This is a genomic window from Atlantibacter sp., assembly GCF_032062175.1.
Taxonomy (GTDB): domain Bacteria; phylum Pseudomonadota; class Gammaproteobacteria; order Enterobacterales; family Enterobacteriaceae; genus Atlantibacter.
This window is the reverse complement of record NZ_DAMBQK010000006.1, coordinates 149,794-169,574: the sequence shown is the minus strand read 5'-3', so window position 1 is coordinate 169,574 and position 19,781 is coordinate 149,794. Positions and strand designations below refer to the sequence as shown.

Below are 19,781 nucleotides of genomic sequence, written 5' to 3'. Positions count from 1 at the left end.
GTACGGAGAAAATATGAAACGTGCATTCATTATGGTACTGGATTCATTCGGTATTGGCGCGACTGAAGATGCAGAGCGTTTTGGCGACGTGGGTTCTGATACCCTCGGTCACATTGCTGAAGCCTGCGCAAAAGGTGACGCGGATCATGGCCGTAAAGGCCCGCTGAACCTACCGAATTTGACCCGTCTTGGTCTGGTGAAAGCCCACGAAGGCTCCACCGGTAAAATTGCCGCCGGTATGGACGGCAATGCCGAAGTCATTGGCGCTTACGCCTGGGCGCACGAACTGTCGTCCGGTAAAGATACTCCGTCAGGCCACTGGGAAATCGCCGGTGTGCCGGTTCTGTTCGACTGGGGTTACTTCAGCGATCACACCAACAGCTTCCCGCAGGAATTGCTGGGTAAGCTGGTGGAGCGCGCAAACCTGCCGGGCTATCTCGGTAACTGCCACTCATCCGGCACCGTGATCCTGGATGAGCTGGGCGAAGAGCACATGAAAACCGGCAAGCCGATTTTCTACACCTCTGCCGACTCGGTATTCCAGATTGCTTGCCACGAAGAAACCTTTGGGCTGGATCGTCTGTATGAGCTGTGTGAAATCGCCCGTGAAGAGCTGACCGAAGGCGGTTACAACATTGGCCGTGTGATCGCGCGTCCGTTCATCGGCGACAAAGCGGGGAACTTCCAGCGCACCGGCAACCGCCACGACCTGGCCGTTGAACCGCCAGCGCCGACCGTGCTCCAGAAGCTGGTGGACGAGAAGGGCGGCAACGTGGTGTCGGTGGGTAAAATCGCCGATATCTATGCCAACTGCGGCATCACCAAAAAAGTGAAAGCCACGGGTCTGGATGCGCTGTTTGACGCCACGGTAAAAGAAATGAAAGCCGCAGGCGACAACACTATCGTGTTCACCAACTTCGTGGACTTTGACTCCTCCTGGGGGCACCGTCGCGATGTGGCGGGCTACGCGGGCGGCCTGGAACTGTTTGACCGCCGTCTGCCGGAGCTGATGGAGCTGGTCGGCGAGGATGACATCCTGATCCTGACCGCCGACCACGGCTGCGACCCGACCTGGAAAGGCACCGATCACACCCGCGAGCATATCCCGGTGCTGATCTACGGCCCGAAAGTCAAACCGGGCTCGCTGGGCCACCGCGAGACCTTCGCGGATATCGGCCAGACCGTCGCCAAATACTTCGGCACGTCCGACATGGACTACGGCAAAAACATGTTGTGATTGACGGGGCGGCCTGTCCGCCCTGATTAACCATTTTAAAAAGGGATACATTCATGGCTACGCCACACATTAATGCAGAGATGGGTGATTTCGCTGACGTTGTTCTGATGCCTGGCGACCCGCTGCGTGCGAAACATATTGCTGAAACCTTCCTGGAAGACGTGCGTGAAGTTAACAACGTGCGCGGGATGCTGGGTTTCACCGGCACCTACAAAGGCCGCAAAATCTCTGTGATGGGCCACGGCATGGGCATTCCGTCCTGCTCCATCTACACCAAAGAGCTGATCACCGATTTCGGCGTGAAGAAAATCATTCGCGTGGGCTCCTGCGGCGCGGTACGTGCTGACGTGAAACTGCGTGACGTGGTGATCGGTATGGGTGCCTGTACCGATTCCAAAGTAAACCGTCTGCGTTTTAAAGATCACGATTTCGCGGCGATTGCCGACTACGGCATGGTGCGCGACGCGGTTGACGCGGCGAAAGCGCTGGGCGTAGAAGCGCGTGTGGGCAACATCTTCTCGGCGGACCTGTTCTACTCGCCGGACCCGCAGATGTTCGACGTGATGGAAAAATACGGCATCCTGGGCGTGGAAATGGAAGCGGCGGGCATCTACGGCGTCGCGGCGGAATTTGGCGCGAAAGCCCTGACCATCTGCACCGTATCTGACCACATTCGTACCCACGAGCAGACTACCGCAGCAGAACGCCAGACCACCTTTAACGATATGATTAAAATCGCGCTGGAATCCGTGCTGTTAGGCGACAAAGCGTAATTTTTGCCTCTTAATGCCAGCCATCCCCGGCTGGCATTTTTGTTTCTCGCGCCCGGCTGTTTCAAACCTCTCGCCGCACGGCTATCATTCATGCATTCACACCACGGATACATGGAATAACCATTTGTTGTGAAAAAAATAATCCACCGCTGCCTGGCCCTGTTTACACCCCACGGACTGCTCGCCATTCTGGTGGCGGCCTGCGGTTATTTGTTCCTGCACCCGGTCCTGATGAGAACCGTGGATGTGCTGCCCCAGATGCACAGTTTCAGCACCTGGAAAGAGGCGCTGTCGGTGCTGGGCTTGCTTGATATTCCGCAGTTTGTGCTGGGGCTGGGGCTGATTCTGATGGCCTTCGGGCTGCTGCTGCGCGCCCGCACCGCCTGGGTGTTCTCGCTGCTGTTGCTGCTGGTCACCAGCGCGTTTAACTTTCTATCCCCACAGGGAAACCCGGCGCTCAGCCTCGGCGCGCTGGCGCTGATGCTGCTGTTGATGGGCTTCTGGCGGCAGTTCGATCGCGCCAGCCTGGCGGCGGGCGGGTTGTTCGCGCTGGTGAGCTTTGTCTCGCTGCTGATGTATGCGGTGATGGGGGCGCTGTATCTGGGCGAGGAGTTTGCGCCCGCGATCGTGGATATGCCGACGGCGTTTTACTTCGCAATCGTCGGTATGTCGACGGTGGGGTTTGGCGACATTGTCCCGGTCACCTCCACGGCGCGGCTATTTACCGTCTCGGTGATCGTCATGGGCATCACCGTCTTTGCGACGTCAATCAGCGCCATTATCGGGCCGGTGATTGGCGGTAATTTAAAACGAATCGTCACAGGGCGGATTTCACACGTGATGCGTAAAAACCACTTTATTATTGCCGGCGCATCGCCGCTGGCGCTCAGCGTTTACCACGGCCTAAAAGCGCGCGGCGAAGCGGTCACCGTGATTGTTCCGCCGCATGTCGCCCACGAATATCCGCCGGATGCCGACCTGATTTCCGGCGATCCGTCTAACGCCGATGAACTGGTTAAAGCCGGGGCGGCGAAATCAAAATACATTCTGGCGCTACGCGACGACGACGCTGAAAATGCGTTTATCGTACTGGCCGCCAAAGACGTGGCGGGGGCGGGCACCAAAACCATTTCCGTGGTCAACGCCAGTAAAAACCTGCAAAAAATCAAACGTGTTCAGCCGGATATGGTGTTTTCACTGCAAACCCTGGGCAGCGAGTTGCTGGTGCGCACTCTGAACGGCGAACCTATCGACAACAAGCTGATCACCGCGCTGTTCTTTGGCGATATTACCGAGAGTAAAGAAGACGAGTGACAACGCCCGGCAGGGCGTTGTCGGTGATTAGCGCACCACGTCCGCCATCCATTGCGCCACGTCGCGTAACGCTTTTTCCTGTTCGGGGAAGTCAATAATCAGCGTTTCGCACGCCTGTTTTAACGCGCTGGCCTGATACACGCAGCCCTGAAGCCGTTTGGCGAGCGCTTCCAGCGGAGCCGGATTCAGGCTGTCGGTAAATACCTGGGTGCGGGTGATATAGCCTCTCTCGACGTCAAAATGCAGCTCCACGCCGCCCCAGCCAAAGCGTTCGTCCAGGGTGTGGGTAAATGCTGGTGCCTGGCCGAAGTTCCATTCCCAACTGCTCTGACGGGCAAAGGTCTCCGCAAAGCCGGGCAGATCGGGCGCCGCGTCCGGGGAAATCACCTCCGGCGCAACCCGCTCGCCATAATAGGCAAAGAACGCTTCACTGACGGCGTCGCAGATTTGCTGGTGAGTGATCCCCGGCAATAAATCATTCAGGTTCGTCACGCGTCCGCGCACCGAGGTAATGCCTTTGGCCTTCAGCTTCTTCTCATCGGGGTTCAGGTAGTTCGCCAGACGGCTGAGATCGGCATTCAGAAGCAGCGTGCCGTGGTGGAACCCGCGATCTTTGGTTTCCCGGTAGGCGGAGCCCGACACTTTACGCGGGCCGTCCGGCGTGGCGACTTCCAGATCGTTACGCCCGGAGGCCGAAGCCTGTACGCCCAGCGTGTTTAACGCCGCCAGCACGATACCAGTGGAGATGCTTTTATCGTATTCCGGCTTACCCGCCATAAAGGTAAAACAGCTATTGCCCAAATCGTGGAACACCGCGCCGCCGCCGCTGCTGCGTCGGGCTAAACGGATGTTGTCCTGTTCCATGCGCCGGGTGTTGCACTCTTTCCACGGATTCTGGGCGCGGCCAATTACCACGGTATCGGCATTGCGCCACAGGAACAGCACCCGCTGGGTGGCGGGCATCTGGCGGAAAATACACTCTTCCACCGCCAGGTTAAACCAGGGGTCATACGAGTCTGAAATCAGTAGCCGTAGCGTACTCATAAACGATATCCCTTCATCGGTAAGTTATTCTTTTTTGCTCACGTCTTCTTCCGGTACATCTTTACTGGCCGTTAGTAAGAAGGGCGATTGCTGCCAGCGCGTGCGTTTACCCTGCAACAGGGTGCGCGTCAGCACAATGCCGATCGCCAGCGCTAACAGCAGCATCAGGCGTAAAATATTGGTGGTGTTATCCACCTGTTTGGCTTCGGTGGGCAGCGAATGGGTGTCGAGCGTAATGCGCAGATAGCCGAGCGGGCCGCTTTTATCTTCAATGGGCTCAACGATTTGCTGGCTGAAGTAGCTCCCCGCGCGTTTGCCGTCCAGCGCCAGCCGGTCGCGCACTTCAATGCTTTCCCCGGCGCGCGCCACCATCTCGCCTTTATCGTCATACACGCTGGCGTCGAGAATGCGGCTCTCATCGGTCAGTTGCCTCAGGATCGCGCCGACGCGTTTTTCGTCCGGGTTCTCGCTTTTCATGAGCGGCAGCAGGGTATAGTTCACCTGACGCGCCAGCGTCCTGGCCAGCTCTTCAAGCTGGATATTGCGCGACTGTTGATGGCTCTGGCTAAACCAGCTTGCCCCCTGCATCAGCGCCACCAGCAGCGCGAGACAGATAAGCACAATAACCGCGCGGTGCAGTCTAAATTTGAAGCGGGTACGGGCCATAATCCACCTGCTGAAAAAATGAATCTTAATGTTGCCAGAAGCGCTGGACTCAAGGTAGCCTCATGCGTTGTTTTCTCCAGTCCTTACCGATTTCAGGAGCGTTAATGCCTAACAGTCTGACCTGGTGCGACCTGCCGAACGATGTTTCTCTCTGGCCGGGGTTACCGCTTTCATTAAGTGGCGATGAAGTGATGCCGCTGGATTATCACGCCGGACGCAGCGGTTGGCTTCTGTATGGCAGAGATCTGGATAAAAGCCGTTTAACCGAATACCAGCGCAAGCTGGGCGCGGCGATGGTGATCGTCACCGCCTGGTGCGTTGAAGATTATCAGGTGATCCGCCTGGCGGGATCGTTAACCCCGCGCGCCACGCGTCTGGCGCATGATAATGGCCTGGACGTTGCGCCGCTCGGCAAGATCCCCCATTTAAAAACCCCTGGCCTGCTGGTCATGGACATGGATTCGACCGCCATCCAGATCGAGTGCATTGATGAGATCGCCAAACTGGCGGGTACCGGTGAGCTGGTGTCGGAAGTGACCGAACGCGCCATGCGCGGCGAGCTGGACTTTACCGCCAGCCTGCGGTTACGCGTCGGCACCCTCGAAGGCGCAGATGCGGAAATCCTGCGCCAGGTGCGCGATGTACTGCCGCTGATGCCGGGCCTGACCTCACTGGTGCTGAAACTGCAATCCCTGAACTGGAAAGTGGCGATTGCCTCCGGCGGGTTCACCTTCTTCGCTGACTATTTGCGCGAAAAATTGCACTTAACCGCCACGGTGGCCAACGAACTTGAGATCCGTGATGGTAAACTAACCGGTCAGGTGATCGGCCAGATCGTCGACGCGCAGTTCAAAGCGCAGACCCTGAAAAACCTGGCGGAAAAATACGAAGTGCCGATTGCCCAGTGCGTGGCGATCGGCGACGGCGCTAACGATCTGCCGATGATCCAGGCGGCCGGGTTGGGCATTGCGTACCATGCCAAACCCAAAGTGAATGAAAAAACCGAAGTGACCATCCGCCATGCGGACCTGATGGGCGTATTCTGTATTCTGTCAGGCAGTCTGAACAAGAAATAAACGAGGTAAAAGGTGGCTAAAGCGCCAAAACGCGCGTTTGTGTGTAATGAGTGTGGTGCGGATTATCCGCGCTGGCAGGGGCAATGCAGCGCCTGCCACGCCTGGAATACCATCACCGAAGTGCGTCTGGCGGCGTCGCCCACGGTTGCGCGTAATGAACGGCTTTCCGGCTATGCGGGCAGCGCGGGCGTGTCTAAAGTCCAGAAGCTTTCCGAGATTAGCCTGGAAGCGCTGCCGCGCTTTTCCACCGGCTTCAAAGAGTTTGACCGGGTGCTGGGCGGTGGCGTCGTACCGGGCAGTGCGATTCTGATCGGCGGTAACCCCGGTGCGGGCAAATCCACCCTGCTGCTGCAAACCCTGTGTAAACTCGCCCAGAACATGAAAACGCTGTACGTCACCGGCGAGGAGTCGCTCCAGCAGGTGGCGATGCGGGCGCACCGTCTCGGGTTACCGACCGCCAACCTGAATATGCTCTCAGAAACCAGCATTGAGCAGATCTGCCTGATTGCCGAGCAGGAACAGCCGCGCCTGATGGTGATCGACTCCATCCAGGTGATGCATATGGCGGATATCCAGTCGTCGCCGGGCAGCGTGGCGCAGGTGCGTGAAACCGCCGCCTATCTGACGCGTTTCGCTAAAACCCGCGACGTGGCGATTATTATGGTCGGCCATGTGACCAAAGACGGTTCGCTGGCCGGCCCGAAAGTGCTGGAACATTGCATCGACTGCTCGGTACTGCTCGACGGCGATGCCGACTCACGGTTCCGCACCCTGCGCAGCCATAAAAACCGCTTCGGCGCGGTAAACGAGCTGGGTGTATTCGCCATGACCGAGCAGGGCCTGCGCGAAGTCAGCAACCCGTCCGCTATCTTCCTGAGCCGGGGCGATGAAGTCACCTCCGGCAGTTCGGTCATGGTGGTATGGGAAGGCACGCGCCCGCTGCTGGTAGAAATCCAGGCGCTGGTGGATCAGTCGATGATGGCTAACCCACGCCGCGTGGCGGTGGGCCTTGAGCAAAACCGCCTGGCGATTTTACTGGCGGTACTGCATCGCCACGGCGGGTTGCAGATGTCCGATCAGGACGTGTTCGTGAACGTGGTCGGCGGCGTGAAAGTCACCGAAACCAGTGCCGACCTGGCGCTGCTGCTGGCGATGGTGTCGAGTTTACGCGACCGCCCGCTGCCGCAGGATTTAGTGGTGTTCGGCGAAGTCGGCCTGGCGGGAGAAATCCGTCCGGTGCCCAGCGGCCAGGAGCGCATCTCCGAGGCGGCGAAACACGGCTTCCGTCGCGCTATCGTTCCGGCTGCCAATGTTCCGAAAAAACCGCCGGAAGGCATGCAGGTGTTTGGTGTCAAAAAACTCGCCGACGCGCTGGATATCTTCAACGACCTGTAGTTTTCCCACTGTAAATCAGGCGGTGCGTGCGCCGCCTGGAAATATTTGCCATTCACCTCAGCCGTTTACTCAAGTATCCTCCTGGCATTGATTCGTTTGCCGCTAGACTTAACAGGGCTGAACGATCGCGGCACACGTAAGGGAGGCAGCGCACTTTGTCATCATTCGACTATATAAAAACCGCCATTCGCCAGAAGGGCTGCACCCTGCAACAGGTCGCGGACGCCAGCGGGATGACCAAAGGCTATCTCAGCCAACTGCTGAACGCCAAAATCAAAAGCCCCAGCGCACAGAAACTGGAAGCCTTGCACCGCTTTCTCGGTCTGGAATTCCCCCGCCGCCAGAAAAGCGTCGGGGTGGTGTTCGGTAAGTTTTACCCGCTGCATACCGGCCATATTTATCTGATCCAGCGCGCCTGTAGCCAGGTGGATGAGTTGCATATCATCATGGGCTACGATGAAACCCGCGACCGGGCGCTGTTTGAAGACAGCGCCATGTCCCAGCAGCCGACGGTGCCGGATCGGCTGCGCTGGCTGTTACAGACCTTCAAATATCAGAAAAACATCCGCATCCATGCGTTTAACGAAGAGGGCATGGAGCCTTACCCGCACGGCTGGGACGTCTGGAGCGACGGGATTTCCGCGTTTATGGCGGAAAAAGGCATCGAGCCGGACTGGATTTATACCTCTGAAGAGGCCGATGCCTCGCAGTATCTCCAGCATCTGGGCATCGAAACGGTGCTGATTGACCCGAAACGCACCTTTATGAACATCAGCGGTGGGCAGATCCGCGAAAACCCGTTCCGCTACTGGGAATACATTCCTACCGAAGTGAAGCCGTTTTTCGTGCGCACCGTGGCGATTTTAGGCGGCGAATCAAGCGGGAAATCAATGCTGGTCAACAAGCTCGCCAACATCTTCAATACCACCAGCGCCTGGGAATATGGCCGCGATTACGTGTTTTCACATTTGGGTGGCGATGAGATGGCGTTGCAGTATTCCGACTACGATAAAATCGCCCTGGGACATGCCCAGTACATTGATTTTGCGGTGAAATACGCCAATAAAGTGACGTTTATCGACACCGATTTCGTCACTACCCAGGCGTTTTGCAAAAAGTATGAAGGCCGCGAGCATCCGTTCGTGCAGGCGCTGATCGACGAATACCGCTTCGACCTGGTAATTTTGCTGGAGAACAACACCCCGTGGGTGGCCGATGGGCTGCGTAGTCTCGGCAGTTCGGTTGATCGCCATACCTTCCAGGCGCTGCTGGTGGAGATGCTCAACGAGAACAACATCAGCTATGTGCACGTTCAGGAACCGGATTACGACACCCGTTTTCTGCGCTGCGTCGAACTGGTGAAGGATTTGATGGGCGAGGCGGGGTAAGGGAATCAGGGAAACTGTCTCACTGCGGTTTCCCTGAATCAACGTAAGTGACTGGGGTAAGCGAGCGTAGCCAACGCATCTGTAGCTCGAAGTATGACGGGAATCAGGGAAACCGTCTCACTGCGGTTTCCCTGAATCACCGATTAGTGGGTTGCTACGGCTGCCGGCGCAGCCAGCGTCTGTCGCAGCGCCGTCAGCGCGCGGCGGGCCGCCGCAAGCACCTGTTCGCACTGCTCAATGGTCAGTGTCAAAGGCGGTTCAACCCGTACCGTTTTGGCGTTGATCAAGGTGCCTGCCACCAGTACCTGCTGGCGGAACATCTCGCTGGAGAACTGGTAGCCGATTTCGTTATCCACGAACTCAATCGCCATCAGCATCCCCTGGCCGCGCGCCTCAATCACCAGGTCCGGATACTGCTGCGCCAGCTCTTTAAAGCCATCCAGCAGCAGATTGCCTTTCTGCTGCGCCTGTGCCGGAAGGTTTTCCTCCAGCAGCACATGGATGGTTGCCAGCGCCGCCGCGCAGGACAGCGGGTTGCCGCCAAACGTGGTGGTATGCAGAAACGGGTTATCAAACAGCACCGAGAACACCTCTTCCGTGGCCACAGTGGCGCCAATCGGCATCACGCCACCGCCCAACGCTTTAGCAAGACACAAAATGTCCGGCTGCACGTTTTCGTGCTCGCAGGCGAACATTTTGCCGGTGCGCCCCATGCCGGTTTGCACTTCATCAAAAATCAACAGCGCGCCAAACTCATCGCACAGCTTACGCACCGCGGGCAGATAGCCTGGCGGCGGCAGGATCACGCCGCCTTCGCCCTGAATCGGCTCAAGGATCACCGCCGCCACATCGTCACCGGTTTTTTTGCAATCCGTGAACAGTGCGCGCATGGCTTCGATATTCCCGAACGCCACGTGGCGGAACCCCGGCAGCAGCGGCATAAACGGCTTACGGAAATCCGCTTTGGCAGTGGCAGACAGTGAGCCCAGCGATTTACCGTGGAACGCGCCGCTGGTGGCGACGAAAGTCAATTTCCCGCGCGGGGACTGATAGGCTTTAGCAAGTTTCAACGCCGCTTCCACCGATTCGGTACCGCTGTTGCTGAAGAAGCTGTATTTAAGTTTGCCAGGCGTCAGGGTGGCTAAGGTTTTCGCCAGCATCGCCCGTAGCGGGTCGAGGAGTTCCTGGCTGTGCAGAGGTTGTTTTTCGAGTTGATGCTGTACGGCGGAAACCACTTTTGGATTACGGTGCCCCACGTTAAAAATGCCGAAACCACCCAGGCAATCGAGAAACTCGTGTCCCTGAGTGTCGACAAGCGTATTCAACCCTCCCGCTTGCCATTCTACGGCTCCGTAATCCCCGCCGGCGGTAACAGACTTTCTGTACTCTAAAAAACCTGGATTAACATGCTGCTGGAAATAGTCGATCACCTCTTTGTTCAGTGTTTTCATCTCCTCATGAGTCAACGTTCGCTTCTCAATGAGATTCAATGCGTGCGCCGTGCAGGCGAGTGCCGAGGCGCTGTTCGGTAACCTGTTCAAAATGTGCTCCTGGGAATGGCGTATCACGCGATACACAGATTAAGTATTGCAGCATTTGCGCCACTTCGTCATAGAGGCTGATAAACGGAATAAACGCCAGGGAGAACGCCTGCCGCTTACGATTAAATCTCATCGCAAACGGGGTTATGGCGGTTTGTGCTATCCACAGCGGCAGCGGGAGAAGAAACGAACAGCGGACATGCACAATGATGGTGCGGATTGTTGCAAATTTGTGCAATGGCTCCCAAATTGACTTTTTTACCCCGTAATCAATCGGGATATTCAAATAGTTGATCGGGTTGATTATTTTGCATTAGCACTACTTCTTTGGGGTTATCCTGAGATTTGCGATCTGTATCATATTTAACTCTTAAAGTTATTATTTTTAGCGCCGACATAACATGGCAAAGAAATAGTTAACAAGAAGATAACCTGCAAAATGGAGCAGCCATGTCATCGCATCCCCGCGTTACCCAGCGCGAAAAAGTGCTGGATGAAAACACCACGTTAATGTCCACCACCGATCTGCAAAGCTTCATTACCCACGCCAATGATACTTTCGTTCAGGTGAGCGGTTATTCACTTCAGGAACTCACCGGCCAGCCGCATAACCTGGTGCGCCATCCGGATATGCCAAAGGCGGCGTTTGCCGATATGTGGTACACCCTGAAACAGGGCGAGCCCTGGACCGGTATTGTCAAAAACCGCTGTAAAAACGGCGACCATTACTGGGTGCGTGCCAACGCGGTGCCGATGGTGCGCAACGGTAAAACCACTGGCTATATGTCAATCCGCACCCGCGCCACGCCACAGGAAATTGCCGCCGTGGAGCCGCTGTATCAGGCGTTGCGTGAAGGCAAAGCGAAGCGCCGCATTTATAAAGGGCTGGTGCTACGCAAACATGTTCTCGGCAAACTGCCCGCCATGCCGCTGCGCTGGCGTATCCGCAGCATTATGAGCATTGCCGCGCTGATGTGGCTGGCGCTGAGCGCATATGCCATGCCGGGATGGCTGATGGCTATTGCACCGGTAGTGATTATGGCGCTTAGCTGCATGGCGCTGGAATGGCAGGTATCTCGTCCGATTGAGAACGTTGCGCGTCAGGCGCTGAAAGTGGCGACGGGGGAGCATAACAGCATTGAGCACATGAACCGCACCGACGAAGTGGGGCTGACGCTGCGGGCCATCGGCCAACTGGGCCTGATGTGCCGCTGGCTGATTAATGACGTCACCAGTCAGGTGGAAAACGTGCGCAGCGGCAGCGAAACGTTAGCGCGTGGTAATGAAGACCTCAATGAACGCACCCGCCAGACGGTGGTGAACGTCCAGCAGACCGTCACCACCATGAACCAGATGGCGACCTCGGTGCAGAACAACTCCCAGACTGCCGTAGACGCCAATAAGCTGTCCAGCGAGGCCAGCGATGCGGCGCGTCAGGGCGGGCAGGCGATGGAAACCGTGGTGAATACCATGGACGATATTGCCGACAGCACTCAGCGTATCGGGTCGATCACCTCGTTGATTAACGATATCGCGTTCCAGACTAACATCCTGGCGCTGAATGCCGCTGTAGAAGCCGCACGTGCGGGCGAGCAGGGCAAAGGCTTCGCGGTCGTGGCCGGAGAAGTGCGCCATCTGGCAAGCCGCAGCGCCAGCGCCGCCAACGATATCCGAAAACTGATCGACGCCAGCGCCAGCAAAGTGCAGTCCGGCGCGGTGCAGGTTCATGAAGCGGGGCGCACCATGCAAAACATCGTTGACCAGGTGCAGAACGTGACCCAGCTTATCAGCCAAATCAGCAGCGCCACCTCCGAGCAGGCGCAGGGGCTGTCGGAACTGACGCGCGCGGTGGCGGAACTGGATGACATCACCAAAAAGAACGCGGTACTGGTCGAAGAAAGCGCGCACGTCTCATCGATGGTCAAGCATCGCGCGGCGCGGCTGGAGGATGCGGTTACGGTCCTCCAGTAACTTTCATAACAGATGCCCTGTTCGCAGGGCATCATCCCCCACAGACCCGCGAAAATTCCATCTCATATCAACCTGATATAAACTACCCCCTTATTGTCTCTCCAACCGGATCCCCATGAAAAGCGTGACCGCGTCTGTAGCTGAAACACTGACCCAGGACCTCGCCCTGCGCATCATGCGCGGCGAACTGCAACCGGGCATGTCTATTCCCGGCGAAAACGAGCTGGCGGTGCAGTACAACGTCTCGCGTACCTCGGTGCGCAACGCGCTTCAGGTGTTAGGCGCGAAAGGGATGCTGACCATCCAGGCCAAGCGCCGCAGCACCGTGGCACCCCGCGAACAGTGGAGTTTCCTTGATGCCGATGTGCTGAGCTGGCTGGAGGAGATCGGCATTGATGACACGCTGATCGAACAACTGATGATCACGCGGTTAATCTTCGAGCCCAACGCGGCGGCAATGGCGGCGATCAATGCTAACGGGCGCGATCTGGCCGATCTGGAAGACGCCTGGGAAATCATGTCCCAGGGCCAGCAGCAGGATTCCGCCGACCTGTTTAAGCAGGGCGATCTGGCGTTTCATACCGCGATCCTTAAAGCAGGGCATAATCCGTTTCTGTTCTCGGTGGGCAACGCCCTGTCTGCCGCCATGCTGTTTTCCTTTAAGCGCACCCTGGAGCCGGACGTGACGCTGACGCTGGAAGCGGTCAATGCTCACCGTGAATTGATGGAGTGCATACGCCTGAAACAGCCGGAGCAGGCGCGCCAGCAGATGCGCCATATTTTGCTCAGCGCGGCGAAGAAACACCTCGGGGATCCGCTGCCGGACCGCCTTCAGCATTTTTTATAAGCCCGTTGATTTCGTCCTCTTTAAATGAAAAAGCCCTTTTTGGGGCTTTTTAGCAATAACCTTTACCCTCAACGGTAAACGCTGTTGTTCGCCTCAGGCGGAATCATCCGTCCTGTTTTGGCGTCGGTGCCGTAGGGTTGTTTTGCCAGGATGAGGTTGCTTCAGCGTCTTCACCCGCAACCACAACATGCGTCCTGCCTTCTTCAATAGCGCGAAAAAGTTCTTCTGCCCGGGCAGCCTGGCGAGCGCGATATTGTTCAAGCCAGTCCCCAGAATTTGGGTGTTCGTAAGACATTTGCCCTCCCGTTAGGCTCCAGCCCAACTTCAATAGTTAATCCTTTATGTTTCTTTTTAATTATAAATCGGCAGTAAATATTTAATAATTTAATATCTGCTGGAACGAAGGTATAAAATCCAACGTTGAAGCGAGTATAGTGGTCAATAATTGCTCTTTCAACACATTTAAGAACCCGGGTACCCGCACCTGGTGGTAATTCTTCTGACCGTCGAAAAGGGGTTTTATTTATTCTGTTAGCTTTAGTATCAAAGGCAACGTCATAATGATGCCCATAAAGTGGAAAAATAAATCCCTCGGGGAAAACAGCTGCGCAATCAAAGGGGTTGATCTTTGTTATTTGCGTAAAACGCACCTCATAATCAACACCTGACACCGTAAACCGCGCTACCTGTTGCCGCGGAAGTCCATATTCAGCACATTCATCGAAATAAGTCATGATTATTCATCATTCCTCCCTTTTCGATATATTAATGCTTCCCCTAACAGACTAAAAAAATAACCGTAAAATTTGTTCTCATTTTACGAGATATCTTCCGTAACTGAATTCACTTTTTAAAAATCGATCTTTTATAACCCTTAACGCCAGCTTTAGATCCCGATCACAGATCGCTGTCGCGCTTTTGATCTACATTTCTTGTCATACAAGAATTATGATTTTGGATTACAAGATGAGCAAGAACTGGCTGGCGGTTGACTGGGGTACGACAAATTTCCGTGCCTGGCTGATGCACAATGCGGAAGTGGTTTTCGTCATCAATGCACCCTGCGGCTTATTGCAGGTTGAAAACGGGCAGTTTGAAGCGGCGTTGCAAACTCCTATCGCGCCGTGGACTGCTGAATACGGCGCGCTACCGGTATTGATGGCGGGCATGGTCGGGTCGCAGCAGGGGTGGGTCAATGTGCCCTATTGCGAAGGGCGCGCGGATGCACAGCAACTGGCGAAGGGTGCCCATACGCTGCGCACTCATTGGGGCAGCCAGGGTTGGATATTACCTGGCGTGGCCGGACACAGCGCCGTGGGTTTGCCGGAGGTGATGCGCGGGGAAGAGATTCAGCTTATCGGCCTGATGGCGCTCGCTCCGGCGGAAAATCACCTTGTCATTTTGCCGGGCACGCACAGCAAGCACGCCACGGTTGAACACAACGCCATTCACCACTTTTCCACCTTTATGACCGGCGAGCTGTTTCAGTTGTTGATGGCTCACTCCCTGCTGGGCCGCGATTTACCGCCTCAGCAACCTGATAGCCGCGCCTTCGCGCTTGGCGTACAGCACAGCGGTTTAAACGCTCCGCTGAGCCAGTTGCTCTTTTCAGTACGCACCCTGCGCCTGCGTGGCGATATTGCACTCACCGGCGTCGGCGACTATCTGTCCGGACTGTTAATCGGCCAGGAATTGCGCCAGTGCCCCTCAACCCCTCATTGGATCATCGGCAGCGATGCATTGAACGCCCGCTATCAGCAGGCCGCGTCACAGCTGGGGTTAGTGACGGAAGCGCTGTCCGGCGAGCGCTGTTTTATCGCCGGGATGAACCAGATTCGTCTTCATCTACAAGGAATGCACTGATGGATTACCGCACGTTTTCAGAACACTGGCAGCAAACCAACCTGCCGCTAATCGCGATTTTACGTGGACTGACGCCTGAAGAAGCGCCCGCAGTTGCACAAGGTTTGCTGGCGGAAGGTTTTACCTGGCTTGAGGTCCCGCTCAACAGCCCGGATGCGCTGACCTCAATCACGCTGCTGCGCGAACTCGTGGGTAGCCGGGGGTACGTCGGCGCGGGCACGGTATTAACCGCCGAGCAGGTGGATGCGGTAGCGGACGCGGGTGGGCAGATCATCATTTCGCCCAACATGAGCGTGGAGGTGATTCGCCGCAGCCGCGAGCGCGGGTTAATCAGCATGCCCGGCGTGATCACGCCTTCGGAAGCCTTTACCGCGCTCCAGGCGGGTGCCAGCGCGCTCAAACTGTTCCCGGCGGAAACCGTAGAACCTGGCACCCTGAGCGCCTGGCGCGCGGTGTTACCCGCCGAGGTGGTGTGCCTGCCAGTGGGCGGCATTCAGCCTGACGCCGCGCAAATGCGCACCTGGCGTAACGCTGGCGCGCAAGGATTTGGTCTGGGCGGCGGGCTGTACCGCCGCGCGGACGATGCTCAGAAAGTACAACAAAAAGCCCGCGAATATCGCGAGGCGTGGCGCAACAGCCACAGATAACAACACACCCTACAACATTACTGAGGTCCGTATGATTACAGACGCCACACACAGCGAAAGCTGCAAAAACGAGGTCTACCGTAAAGTCACCCGGCGGCTGATCCCCTTTTTGATCTTATGTTATTTCTTCGCCTATCTGGACAGGGTGAACGTCGGTTTTGCCAAGCTCCATATGCAGGATGCGCTTAACCTGAGCGATACGGTTTACGGCATCGGTGCCGGAATTTTCTTTATCGGCTATTTCATTTTCGAACTGCCCAGCAACCTGCTGATGCAGCGCTTCGGGCCGCGCTTTTGGATCGCCCGCATTATGGTGAGCTGGGCGGTGCTGTCGTGCCTGACCATGTTTGTCACCACCCCGACTCAGTTTTACATCGTGCGCTTTTTGCTGGGCGTGGCGGAGGCGGGCTTCTTCCCGGGCATCGTGTTCTATCTCACCCTGTGGTTTCCGTCATGGCGTTCGGCGCGCACCCTCGGCCTGTTTATTCTGGTGACACCGCTTTCCACGATTATCGGCAGCCCGCTTTCCGGGTTGATCCTGAAAATGTTTGAAGGCGTGGGCCACCTGCATAACTGGCAGTGGCTGTTCCTGGTCGAGGCCATTCCGTCATTCCTGCTGGCGTTTGTGGTGCTTCGCTACCTCGATAACAACGTGGAATCGGCCCACTGGCTAACAGCAGAAGAGAAGGGGGTTATCGCGCGCGATCTGGAGCAGGATCGGCTCAACAAGATCGCCGCCAACGCCGGGAAAGCGCCCACCAGCCTGAGCGCCATGTTCCGCAATAAATTCGTCTGGCTGCTGGCGCTGATCTTCTTCAGCTTCAACATCGGCTATTACGGGATCAACTTCTGGCTGCCGTCGATCATTAAATCCTCCGGCGTAAAAGATGACTTCGCCATCGGCCTGCTGGCCGCACTACCGTATATCTTCGGGGCGGCGTTTATGGTCTGGAACAGCCGCCATTCGGATCTCACTCAGGAACGCCGCTGGCATATCGCCATTCCGGCATTGATCGGCGCGGTGGGGCTGACGCTCAGCGCCTCCAGCAGCGGTTCCACCTTCTGGATGATGGCGTGGATCTGCCTGGCGATGTCCGGCACCCTGGCGCTAATTCCTACCTATATGAGCCTGCCCGGCACGCTGCTTTCCGGCACCGCCGCCGCCGCGGGTATTGCCCTGGTGAACTCCATCGGCAACCTGGCGGGCTTCTTTGGCCCCACCGTGTTGGGCTATCTCAAAGACACCACCGGCAGCGCCAACGCCGGGCTGTATATCCTGGCAGGCTTCCTGGTGCTGTGCGCGCCACTGATGTTCCTGCTGCCCGCCAGGCTGGTAAACCCTAAAGCAAAAGCCGAAACCCCGGCGCAGTTTACAGAATCAGATTCGATTAAGAGAGGTCATATATGAGCAGTTGTGGCGCGGGATGCGGTGGCGGTTGTAGCAGCCACTTTAACCCGGTTCTCAGTGGTGATGACGGCGCGCTGAAGCGCGCCCTGTATAAATCGATGGGCCATACCGATGAGCAATTGCGTCGGCCCGTGATCGCCGTGGTCAACAGCTACACCAACGCCACGGCAGGCCACGCCAACCTTAATGAGCTGACGGCGGAAGTGCTGAAGGGCATCGATGAAGCTGGCGGCGTCGGCATGGTGTTCGGCACCATCGCGCCCTGCGACGGCATTGCCGAAGGGCATCTCGGGATGCGCTACATCCTGGCGGCCCGGGAAGTGATCGTCAGTTCTATCGAAGTGATGATGCGCGCCCACCGTTTCGACGGCATGGTATTGCTCGGCTCGTGCGACAAAATCGTTCCGGCGATGCTGATGGCCGCTGCGCGTCTCGATGTCCCAGCCATTCTGGTCAACGGCGGGCCGATGTATCCGGCGGAATATAAAGGCAAACACTGGGACGGCAATATCGTCACCGAGGCCATCGGCTGGAAGCGGCGCGGCGAAATCGATGAGGCGGAATTCCGCCATATCGAGGATATCGCCGAGCCGGGTCCGGGCTCCTGCACCATGTACGGCACCGCCAACACCATGTGCTGTATTTCTGAAGTGCTGGGCATGAGCCTGCCAGGCAGCAGTACCTTGCCTGCTATTTCCCGCGAGCGGCGCGACTGCGCTTATGCCACCGGGCTAAGAGCGGTGGATTTGGTGAAAAACGGTGTTAATGCTCGCCAGATCATCACCCGGGAATCGATCCATAACGCCATGGTGTACCTGCTGGCGACGGGCGGTTCGACGAATGCGATCCTGCATCTACAGGCGATCTATTACGAAGCCGAACTTGGCGAACTGCCCCTCGCCGCGTTTGACAAGCTGAGCTACAACGTGCCGCTGGTGGCCTCGCTCTATCCGGCGTCTGAGCACGATATGATCGATTTTTGGGAAGCGGGCGGCGTGGCGGCAGTAGAAAAAGAGATCGCCTCGCTGCTGCATACCGATTGCCTGACGGTGAACGGCCAGACCAAAGGCGAGTGGCTGGCGCAGGTGCCGCGCTCACGCCGCCCGGAGGTGATCCACACGCTGGCGATCCCGGTGCGTAATGAAGCGGGCGTGGCGGTGCTGCACGGCAATCTGTCGCCGCTGGGCTGCGTAGTGAAACCGGCGGCGGTGCCGGAACATCTGATGGTGTTTTCCGGGCCTGCGGTGGTGTTCAATAGTGAAGACGAATCGGTCGAGGCGATCCTCTCCGGCGATATTCAACCGGGCAGCGTACTGGTACTGCGCTACGAAGGGCCGAAAGGCGGACCGGGGATGCCGGAAATGTATAAGCCAATGAAATGCCTGGAAGGGATGGGCTTGTCTGACAGCTGCGCGTTAATCACCGATGGCCGTTTCTCCGGCTCCAATCGGGGGCTGTTCGTCGGCCATATTTCGCCAGAAGCCAGCGACGGCGGCGTGCTGGCGCTAGTGGAGCAGGGCGACATCATCACCATCAATATTCCCGAACGAACCCTGACTTTACAGGCTGATGAGGCCGAGCTGGCGGCGCGTCAGGCCCGCTGGCAACCGGTTGAGAAACAGGTGCCGCGCGGCTTTTTGCGATTATATCGCCGCTGGGCCGCCCCTGCTGCACAGGGCGCGGTACTGGCCGACCGGGAGGAGAATTTATGAGCCTTGTTGCCGCGATTAAAGGCGTTAACCCGATTGCCGCCGTGCCGTTTCGCCGCGACGGCGAGCTGGATGAAACCAGCTTCAGCAACATGCTGGCGCATCTGGCGGGGACCGGCATCGACGGCCTCACGCTGTTCGGCATCGCCAGTGAGTTTCCAAAACTGTCGGATGACGAGCGCGAGCGGCTGGCGACGCGGTTTATCAGCGATCTCGCCGGTAGCGGGGTGTTTCGCGCCATGTCAGTTACCGATCATTCGACGGAACTGGCGGTGAAGCGCGCACGCCGCTATCAGCAAATGGGGGCCGATGCGCTGATGCTGCTGCCGCCGTTTTTCCTGAAACCCAGCCCGCAAGCGGTGGCGAGCCATATCGCCCAGGTGCTGGAGGCGGTCACGATCCCGGTGATGGTGCAGTACGCTCCCGGCGAAACCGGCCTGCCGATACCGCCGGAAGAACTGGCTCAGGTGGCGCAGCGTTATCCACACGCGGTGTTCAAAATCGAATGCAATCCGCCGGTGGAGTACACCCGTGAGTTTTTGCAGCAGGCGCCCGGCGCCCATGTGCTGAACGGCTACGCCGGGCTGTACATGCTGCAAATGATGGACGCGGGCGGCAAGGGCGTGATGCCGGGCTGCTCGTTCAGCGAAGTCTATGTGCAAATCTACCGCGCCTGGCGTGAAGGGCGTATCGCGCAGGCAGAGGAACTGCATCGGCGTTTGCTGCCCTGGATCACTCGCTGGATGAGCCACTGCGAATACATCATTCAGGTGGAGAAAACCATTCTTCACCAGCGGGGCATTATCGCCAGTGACTACTGCCGTCACCCCGGCTGGGCGCTAACGCCTGAAGATCGTCAGGATATCGAGACGTTTTTGGCGATGTTTTTATAACCATTGAAG

The 19,781-nt window shown here is 57.3% G+C and carries 19 protein-coding genes; 13 read left to right on the top strand and 6 right to left on the bottom strand.

From position 1 onward, the window contains the following. Positions 1-13 precede the first annotated feature (13 nt). The 3 genes from deoB (at position 14) to kch (ending at position 3,324) form a co-directional block, all read left to right on the top strand. Positions 14-1,237, top strand: a complete 1,224-nt coding sequence (gene deoB, locus RT120_RS08495; protein WP_312981798.1) for a phosphopentomutase — start codon at positions 14-16, stop codon at positions 1,235-1,237. 53 nt (positions 1,238-1,290) lie between these two features. Then, positions 1,291-2,010 carry a purine-nucleoside phosphorylase gene (gene deoD, locus RT120_RS08490; RefSeq protein WP_125293779.1) on the top strand — a complete coding sequence of 240 codons (720 nt, stop codon included), beginning with the start codon at positions 1,291-1,293 and terminating at the stop codon, positions 2,008-2,010. Between the two features lie 129 nt (positions 2,011-2,139). Next, positions 2,140-3,324 (top strand): voltage-gated potassium channel protein, encoded by a 1,185-nt coding sequence (gene kch / locus RT120_RS08485; protein WP_312981797.1) that lies wholly within the window; start codon positions 2,140-2,142, stop codon positions 3,322-3,324. Positions 3,325-3,351: 27 nt separating this feature from the next. Here kch and lplA read toward each other — a convergent pair whose 3' ends face one another. Together lplA and RT120_RS08475 are read right to left on the bottom strand one after the other, a co-directional pair. Then, positions 3,352-4,368, bottom strand: a complete 1,017-nt coding sequence (lplA, locus tag RT120_RS08480; protein ID WP_312981795.1) for a lipoate--protein ligase LplA — start codon at positions 4,366-4,368, stop codon at positions 3,352-3,354. A gap of 24 nt (positions 4,369-4,392) precedes the next feature. Next, on the bottom strand, positions 4,393-5,034 hold the full coding sequence (locus RT120_RS08475) for a YtjB family periplasmic protein (RefSeq protein WP_312981794.1): 642 nt from the start codon (positions 5,032-5,034) through the stop codon (positions 4,393-4,395). Between the two features lie 104 nt (positions 5,035-5,138). Between RT120_RS08475 and serB the strand changes: the two genes are divergently transcribed. From serB to nadR, 3 genes are all read left to right on the top strand, one after another. Then, positions 5,139-6,110, top strand: coding sequence for a phosphoserine phosphatase (serB, locus tag RT120_RS08470; RefSeq protein ID WP_312981792.1), 972 nt, complete (start codon positions 5,139-5,141; stop codon positions 6,108-6,110). A gap of 12 nt (positions 6,111-6,122) precedes the next feature. Beyond that, positions 6,123-7,505 (top strand): DNA repair protein RadA, encoded by a 1,383-nt coding sequence (radA, locus tag RT120_RS08465; protein ID WP_312981791.1) that lies wholly within the window; start codon positions 6,123-6,125, stop codon positions 7,503-7,505. A 155-nt stretch (positions 7,506-7,660) separates the two neighbouring features. After that, the gene (nadR, locus tag RT120_RS08460; RefSeq protein ID WP_312981790.1) at positions 7,661-8,893 is read left to right on the top strand and encodes a multifunctional transcriptional regulator/nicotinamide-nucleotide adenylyltransferase/ribosylnicotinamide kinase NadR; all 1,233 of its coding nucleotides are present in this window, start codon (positions 7,661-7,663) and stop codon (positions 8,891-8,893) included. A gap of 143 nt (positions 8,894-9,036) precedes the next feature. Here the strand turns inward: nadR and ygjG are convergent, their stop codons facing one another. Beyond that, positions 9,037-10,434 carry a putrescine aminotransferase gene (gene ygjG, locus RT120_RS08455; protein ID WP_312981789.1) on the bottom strand — a complete coding sequence of 466 codons (1,398 nt, stop codon included), beginning with the start codon at positions 10,432-10,434 and terminating at the stop codon, positions 9,037-9,039. Next, entirely contained in the window at positions 10,370-10,720 is a 351-nt protein-coding gene (locus RT120_RS08450) for a hypothetical protein (protein ID WP_312981787.1), read from the bottom strand. The genes ygjG and RT120_RS08450 overlap by 65 nt, the downstream gene beginning before the upstream one ends. Before the next feature lie 164 nt (positions 10,721-10,884). Between RT120_RS08450 and RT120_RS08445 the strand changes: the two genes are divergently transcribed. Both RT120_RS08445 and RT120_RS08440 read left to right on the top strand, forming a co-directional pair. After that, a complete protein-coding gene (locus RT120_RS08445; RefSeq protein WP_312981786.1) occupies positions 10,885-12,405 on the top strand; it encodes a methyl-accepting chemotaxis protein in 1,521 nt (506 codons plus the stop codon). A gap of 115 nt (positions 12,406-12,520) precedes the next feature. Further along, positions 12,521-13,252, top strand: coding sequence for a FadR/GntR family transcriptional regulator (locus RT120_RS08440; protein WP_312981784.1), 732 nt, complete (start codon positions 12,521-12,523; stop codon positions 13,250-13,252). Positions 13,253-13,355: 103 nt separating this feature from the next. Here RT120_RS08440 and RT120_RS08435 read toward each other — a convergent pair whose 3' ends face one another. Then, a complete protein-coding gene (locus tag RT120_RS08435) occupies positions 13,356-13,547 on the bottom strand; it encodes a hypothetical protein (protein ID WP_312981782.1) in 192 nt (63 codons plus the stop codon). Beyond that, positions 13,510-13,986, bottom strand: coding sequence for a hypothetical protein (locus RT120_RS08430; protein WP_312981781.1), 477 nt, complete (start codon positions 13,984-13,986; stop codon positions 13,510-13,512). The genes RT120_RS08435 and RT120_RS08430 overlap by 38 nt, the downstream gene beginning before the upstream one ends. Positions 13,987-14,218: 232 nt before the next feature. Here RT120_RS08430 and RT120_RS08425 point away from each other — a divergent pair, with 232 nt between their 5' ends. Genes RT120_RS08425 through RT120_RS08405 form a run of 5 tightly spaced genes read left to right on the top strand, consistent with a single transcriptional unit; the run spans position 14,219 to position 19,772 of the window. Beyond that, entirely contained in the window at positions 14,219-15,115 is an 897-nt protein-coding gene (locus tag RT120_RS08425) for a 2-dehydro-3-deoxygalactonokinase (RefSeq protein WP_312981780.1), read from the top strand. After that, positions 15,115-15,762, top strand: coding sequence for a 2-dehydro-3-deoxy-6-phosphogalactonate aldolase (locus tag RT120_RS08420; protein WP_312981779.1), 648 nt, complete (start codon positions 15,115-15,117; stop codon positions 15,760-15,762). The genes RT120_RS08425 and RT120_RS08420 overlap by 1 nt, the downstream gene beginning before the upstream one ends. 31 nt (positions 15,763-15,793) lie before the next feature. Beyond that, a complete protein-coding gene (locus tag RT120_RS08415; RefSeq protein ID WP_312981778.1) occupies positions 15,794-17,170 on the top strand; it encodes an MFS transporter in 1,377 nt (458 codons plus the stop codon). Then, positions 17,167-18,882 carry a dihydroxy-acid dehydratase gene (gene ilvD / locus RT120_RS08410; protein ID WP_312981776.1) on the top strand — a complete coding sequence of 572 codons (1,716 nt, stop codon included), beginning with the start codon at positions 17,167-17,169 and terminating at the stop codon, positions 18,880-18,882. The genes RT120_RS08415 and ilvD overlap by 4 nt, the downstream gene beginning before the upstream one ends. Then, complete coding sequence (locus RT120_RS08405; protein ID WP_312981775.1) at positions 18,879-19,772, top strand: dihydrodipicolinate synthase family protein; 894 nt, start codon at positions 18,879-18,881, stop codon at positions 19,770-19,772. The genes ilvD and RT120_RS08405 overlap by 4 nt, the downstream gene beginning before the upstream one ends. Positions 19,773-19,781: the final 9 nt, after the last annotated feature.

Excerpts from the sequence above, each read along its gene's own strand:
- deoB (WP_312981798.1), top strand. The coding sequence starts at position 14 with ATGAAACGTGCATTCATTATGGTACTGGATTCATTCGGTATTGGCGCG.
- deoD (WP_125293779.1), top strand. The coding sequence starts at position 1,291 with ATGGCTACGCCACACATTAATGCAGAGATGGGTGATTTCGCTGACGTT.
- lplA (WP_312981795.1), bottom strand. The coding sequence starts at position 4,368 with ATGAGTACGCTACGGCTACTGATTTCAGACTCGTATGACCCCTGGTTT.
- RT120_RS08475 (WP_312981794.1), bottom strand. The coding sequence starts at position 5,034 with ATGGCCCGTACCCGCTTCAAATTTAGACTGCACCGCGCGGTTATTGTG.
- serB (WP_312981792.1), top strand. The coding sequence starts at position 5,139 with ATGCCTAACAGTCTGACCTGGTGCGACCTGCCGAACGATGTTTCTCTC.
- RT120_RS08445 (WP_312981786.1), top strand. The coding sequence starts at position 10,885 with ATGTCATCGCATCCCCGCGTTACCCAGCGCGAAAAAGTGCTGGATGAA.
- RT120_RS08440 (WP_312981784.1), top strand. The coding sequence starts at position 12,521 with ATGAAAAGCGTGACCGCGTCTGTAGCTGAAACACTGACCCAGGACCTC.
- RT120_RS08435 (WP_312981782.1), bottom strand. The coding sequence starts at position 13,547 with ATGTCTTACGAACACCCAAATTCTGGGGACTGGCTTGAACAATATCGC.
- RT120_RS08430 (WP_312981781.1), bottom strand. The coding sequence starts at position 13,986 with ATGACTTATTTCGATGAATGTGCTGAATATGGACTTCCGCGGCAACAG.
- RT120_RS08425 (WP_312981780.1), top strand. The coding sequence starts at position 14,219 with ATGAGCAAGAACTGGCTGGCGGTTGACTGGGGTACGACAAATTTCCGT.
- RT120_RS08420 (WP_312981779.1), top strand. The coding sequence starts at position 15,115 with ATGGATTACCGCACGTTTTCAGAACACTGGCAGCAAACCAACCTGCCG.
- RT120_RS08415 (WP_312981778.1), top strand. The coding sequence starts at position 15,794 with ATGATTACAGACGCCACACACAGCGAAAGCTGCAAAAACGAGGTCTAC.
- ilvD (WP_312981776.1), top strand. The coding sequence starts at position 17,167 with ATGAGCAGTTGTGGCGCGGGATGCGGTGGCGGTTGTAGCAGCCACTTT.
- RT120_RS08405 (WP_312981775.1), top strand. The coding sequence starts at position 18,879 with ATGAGCCTTGTTGCCGCGATTAAAGGCGTTAACCCGATTGCCGCCGTG.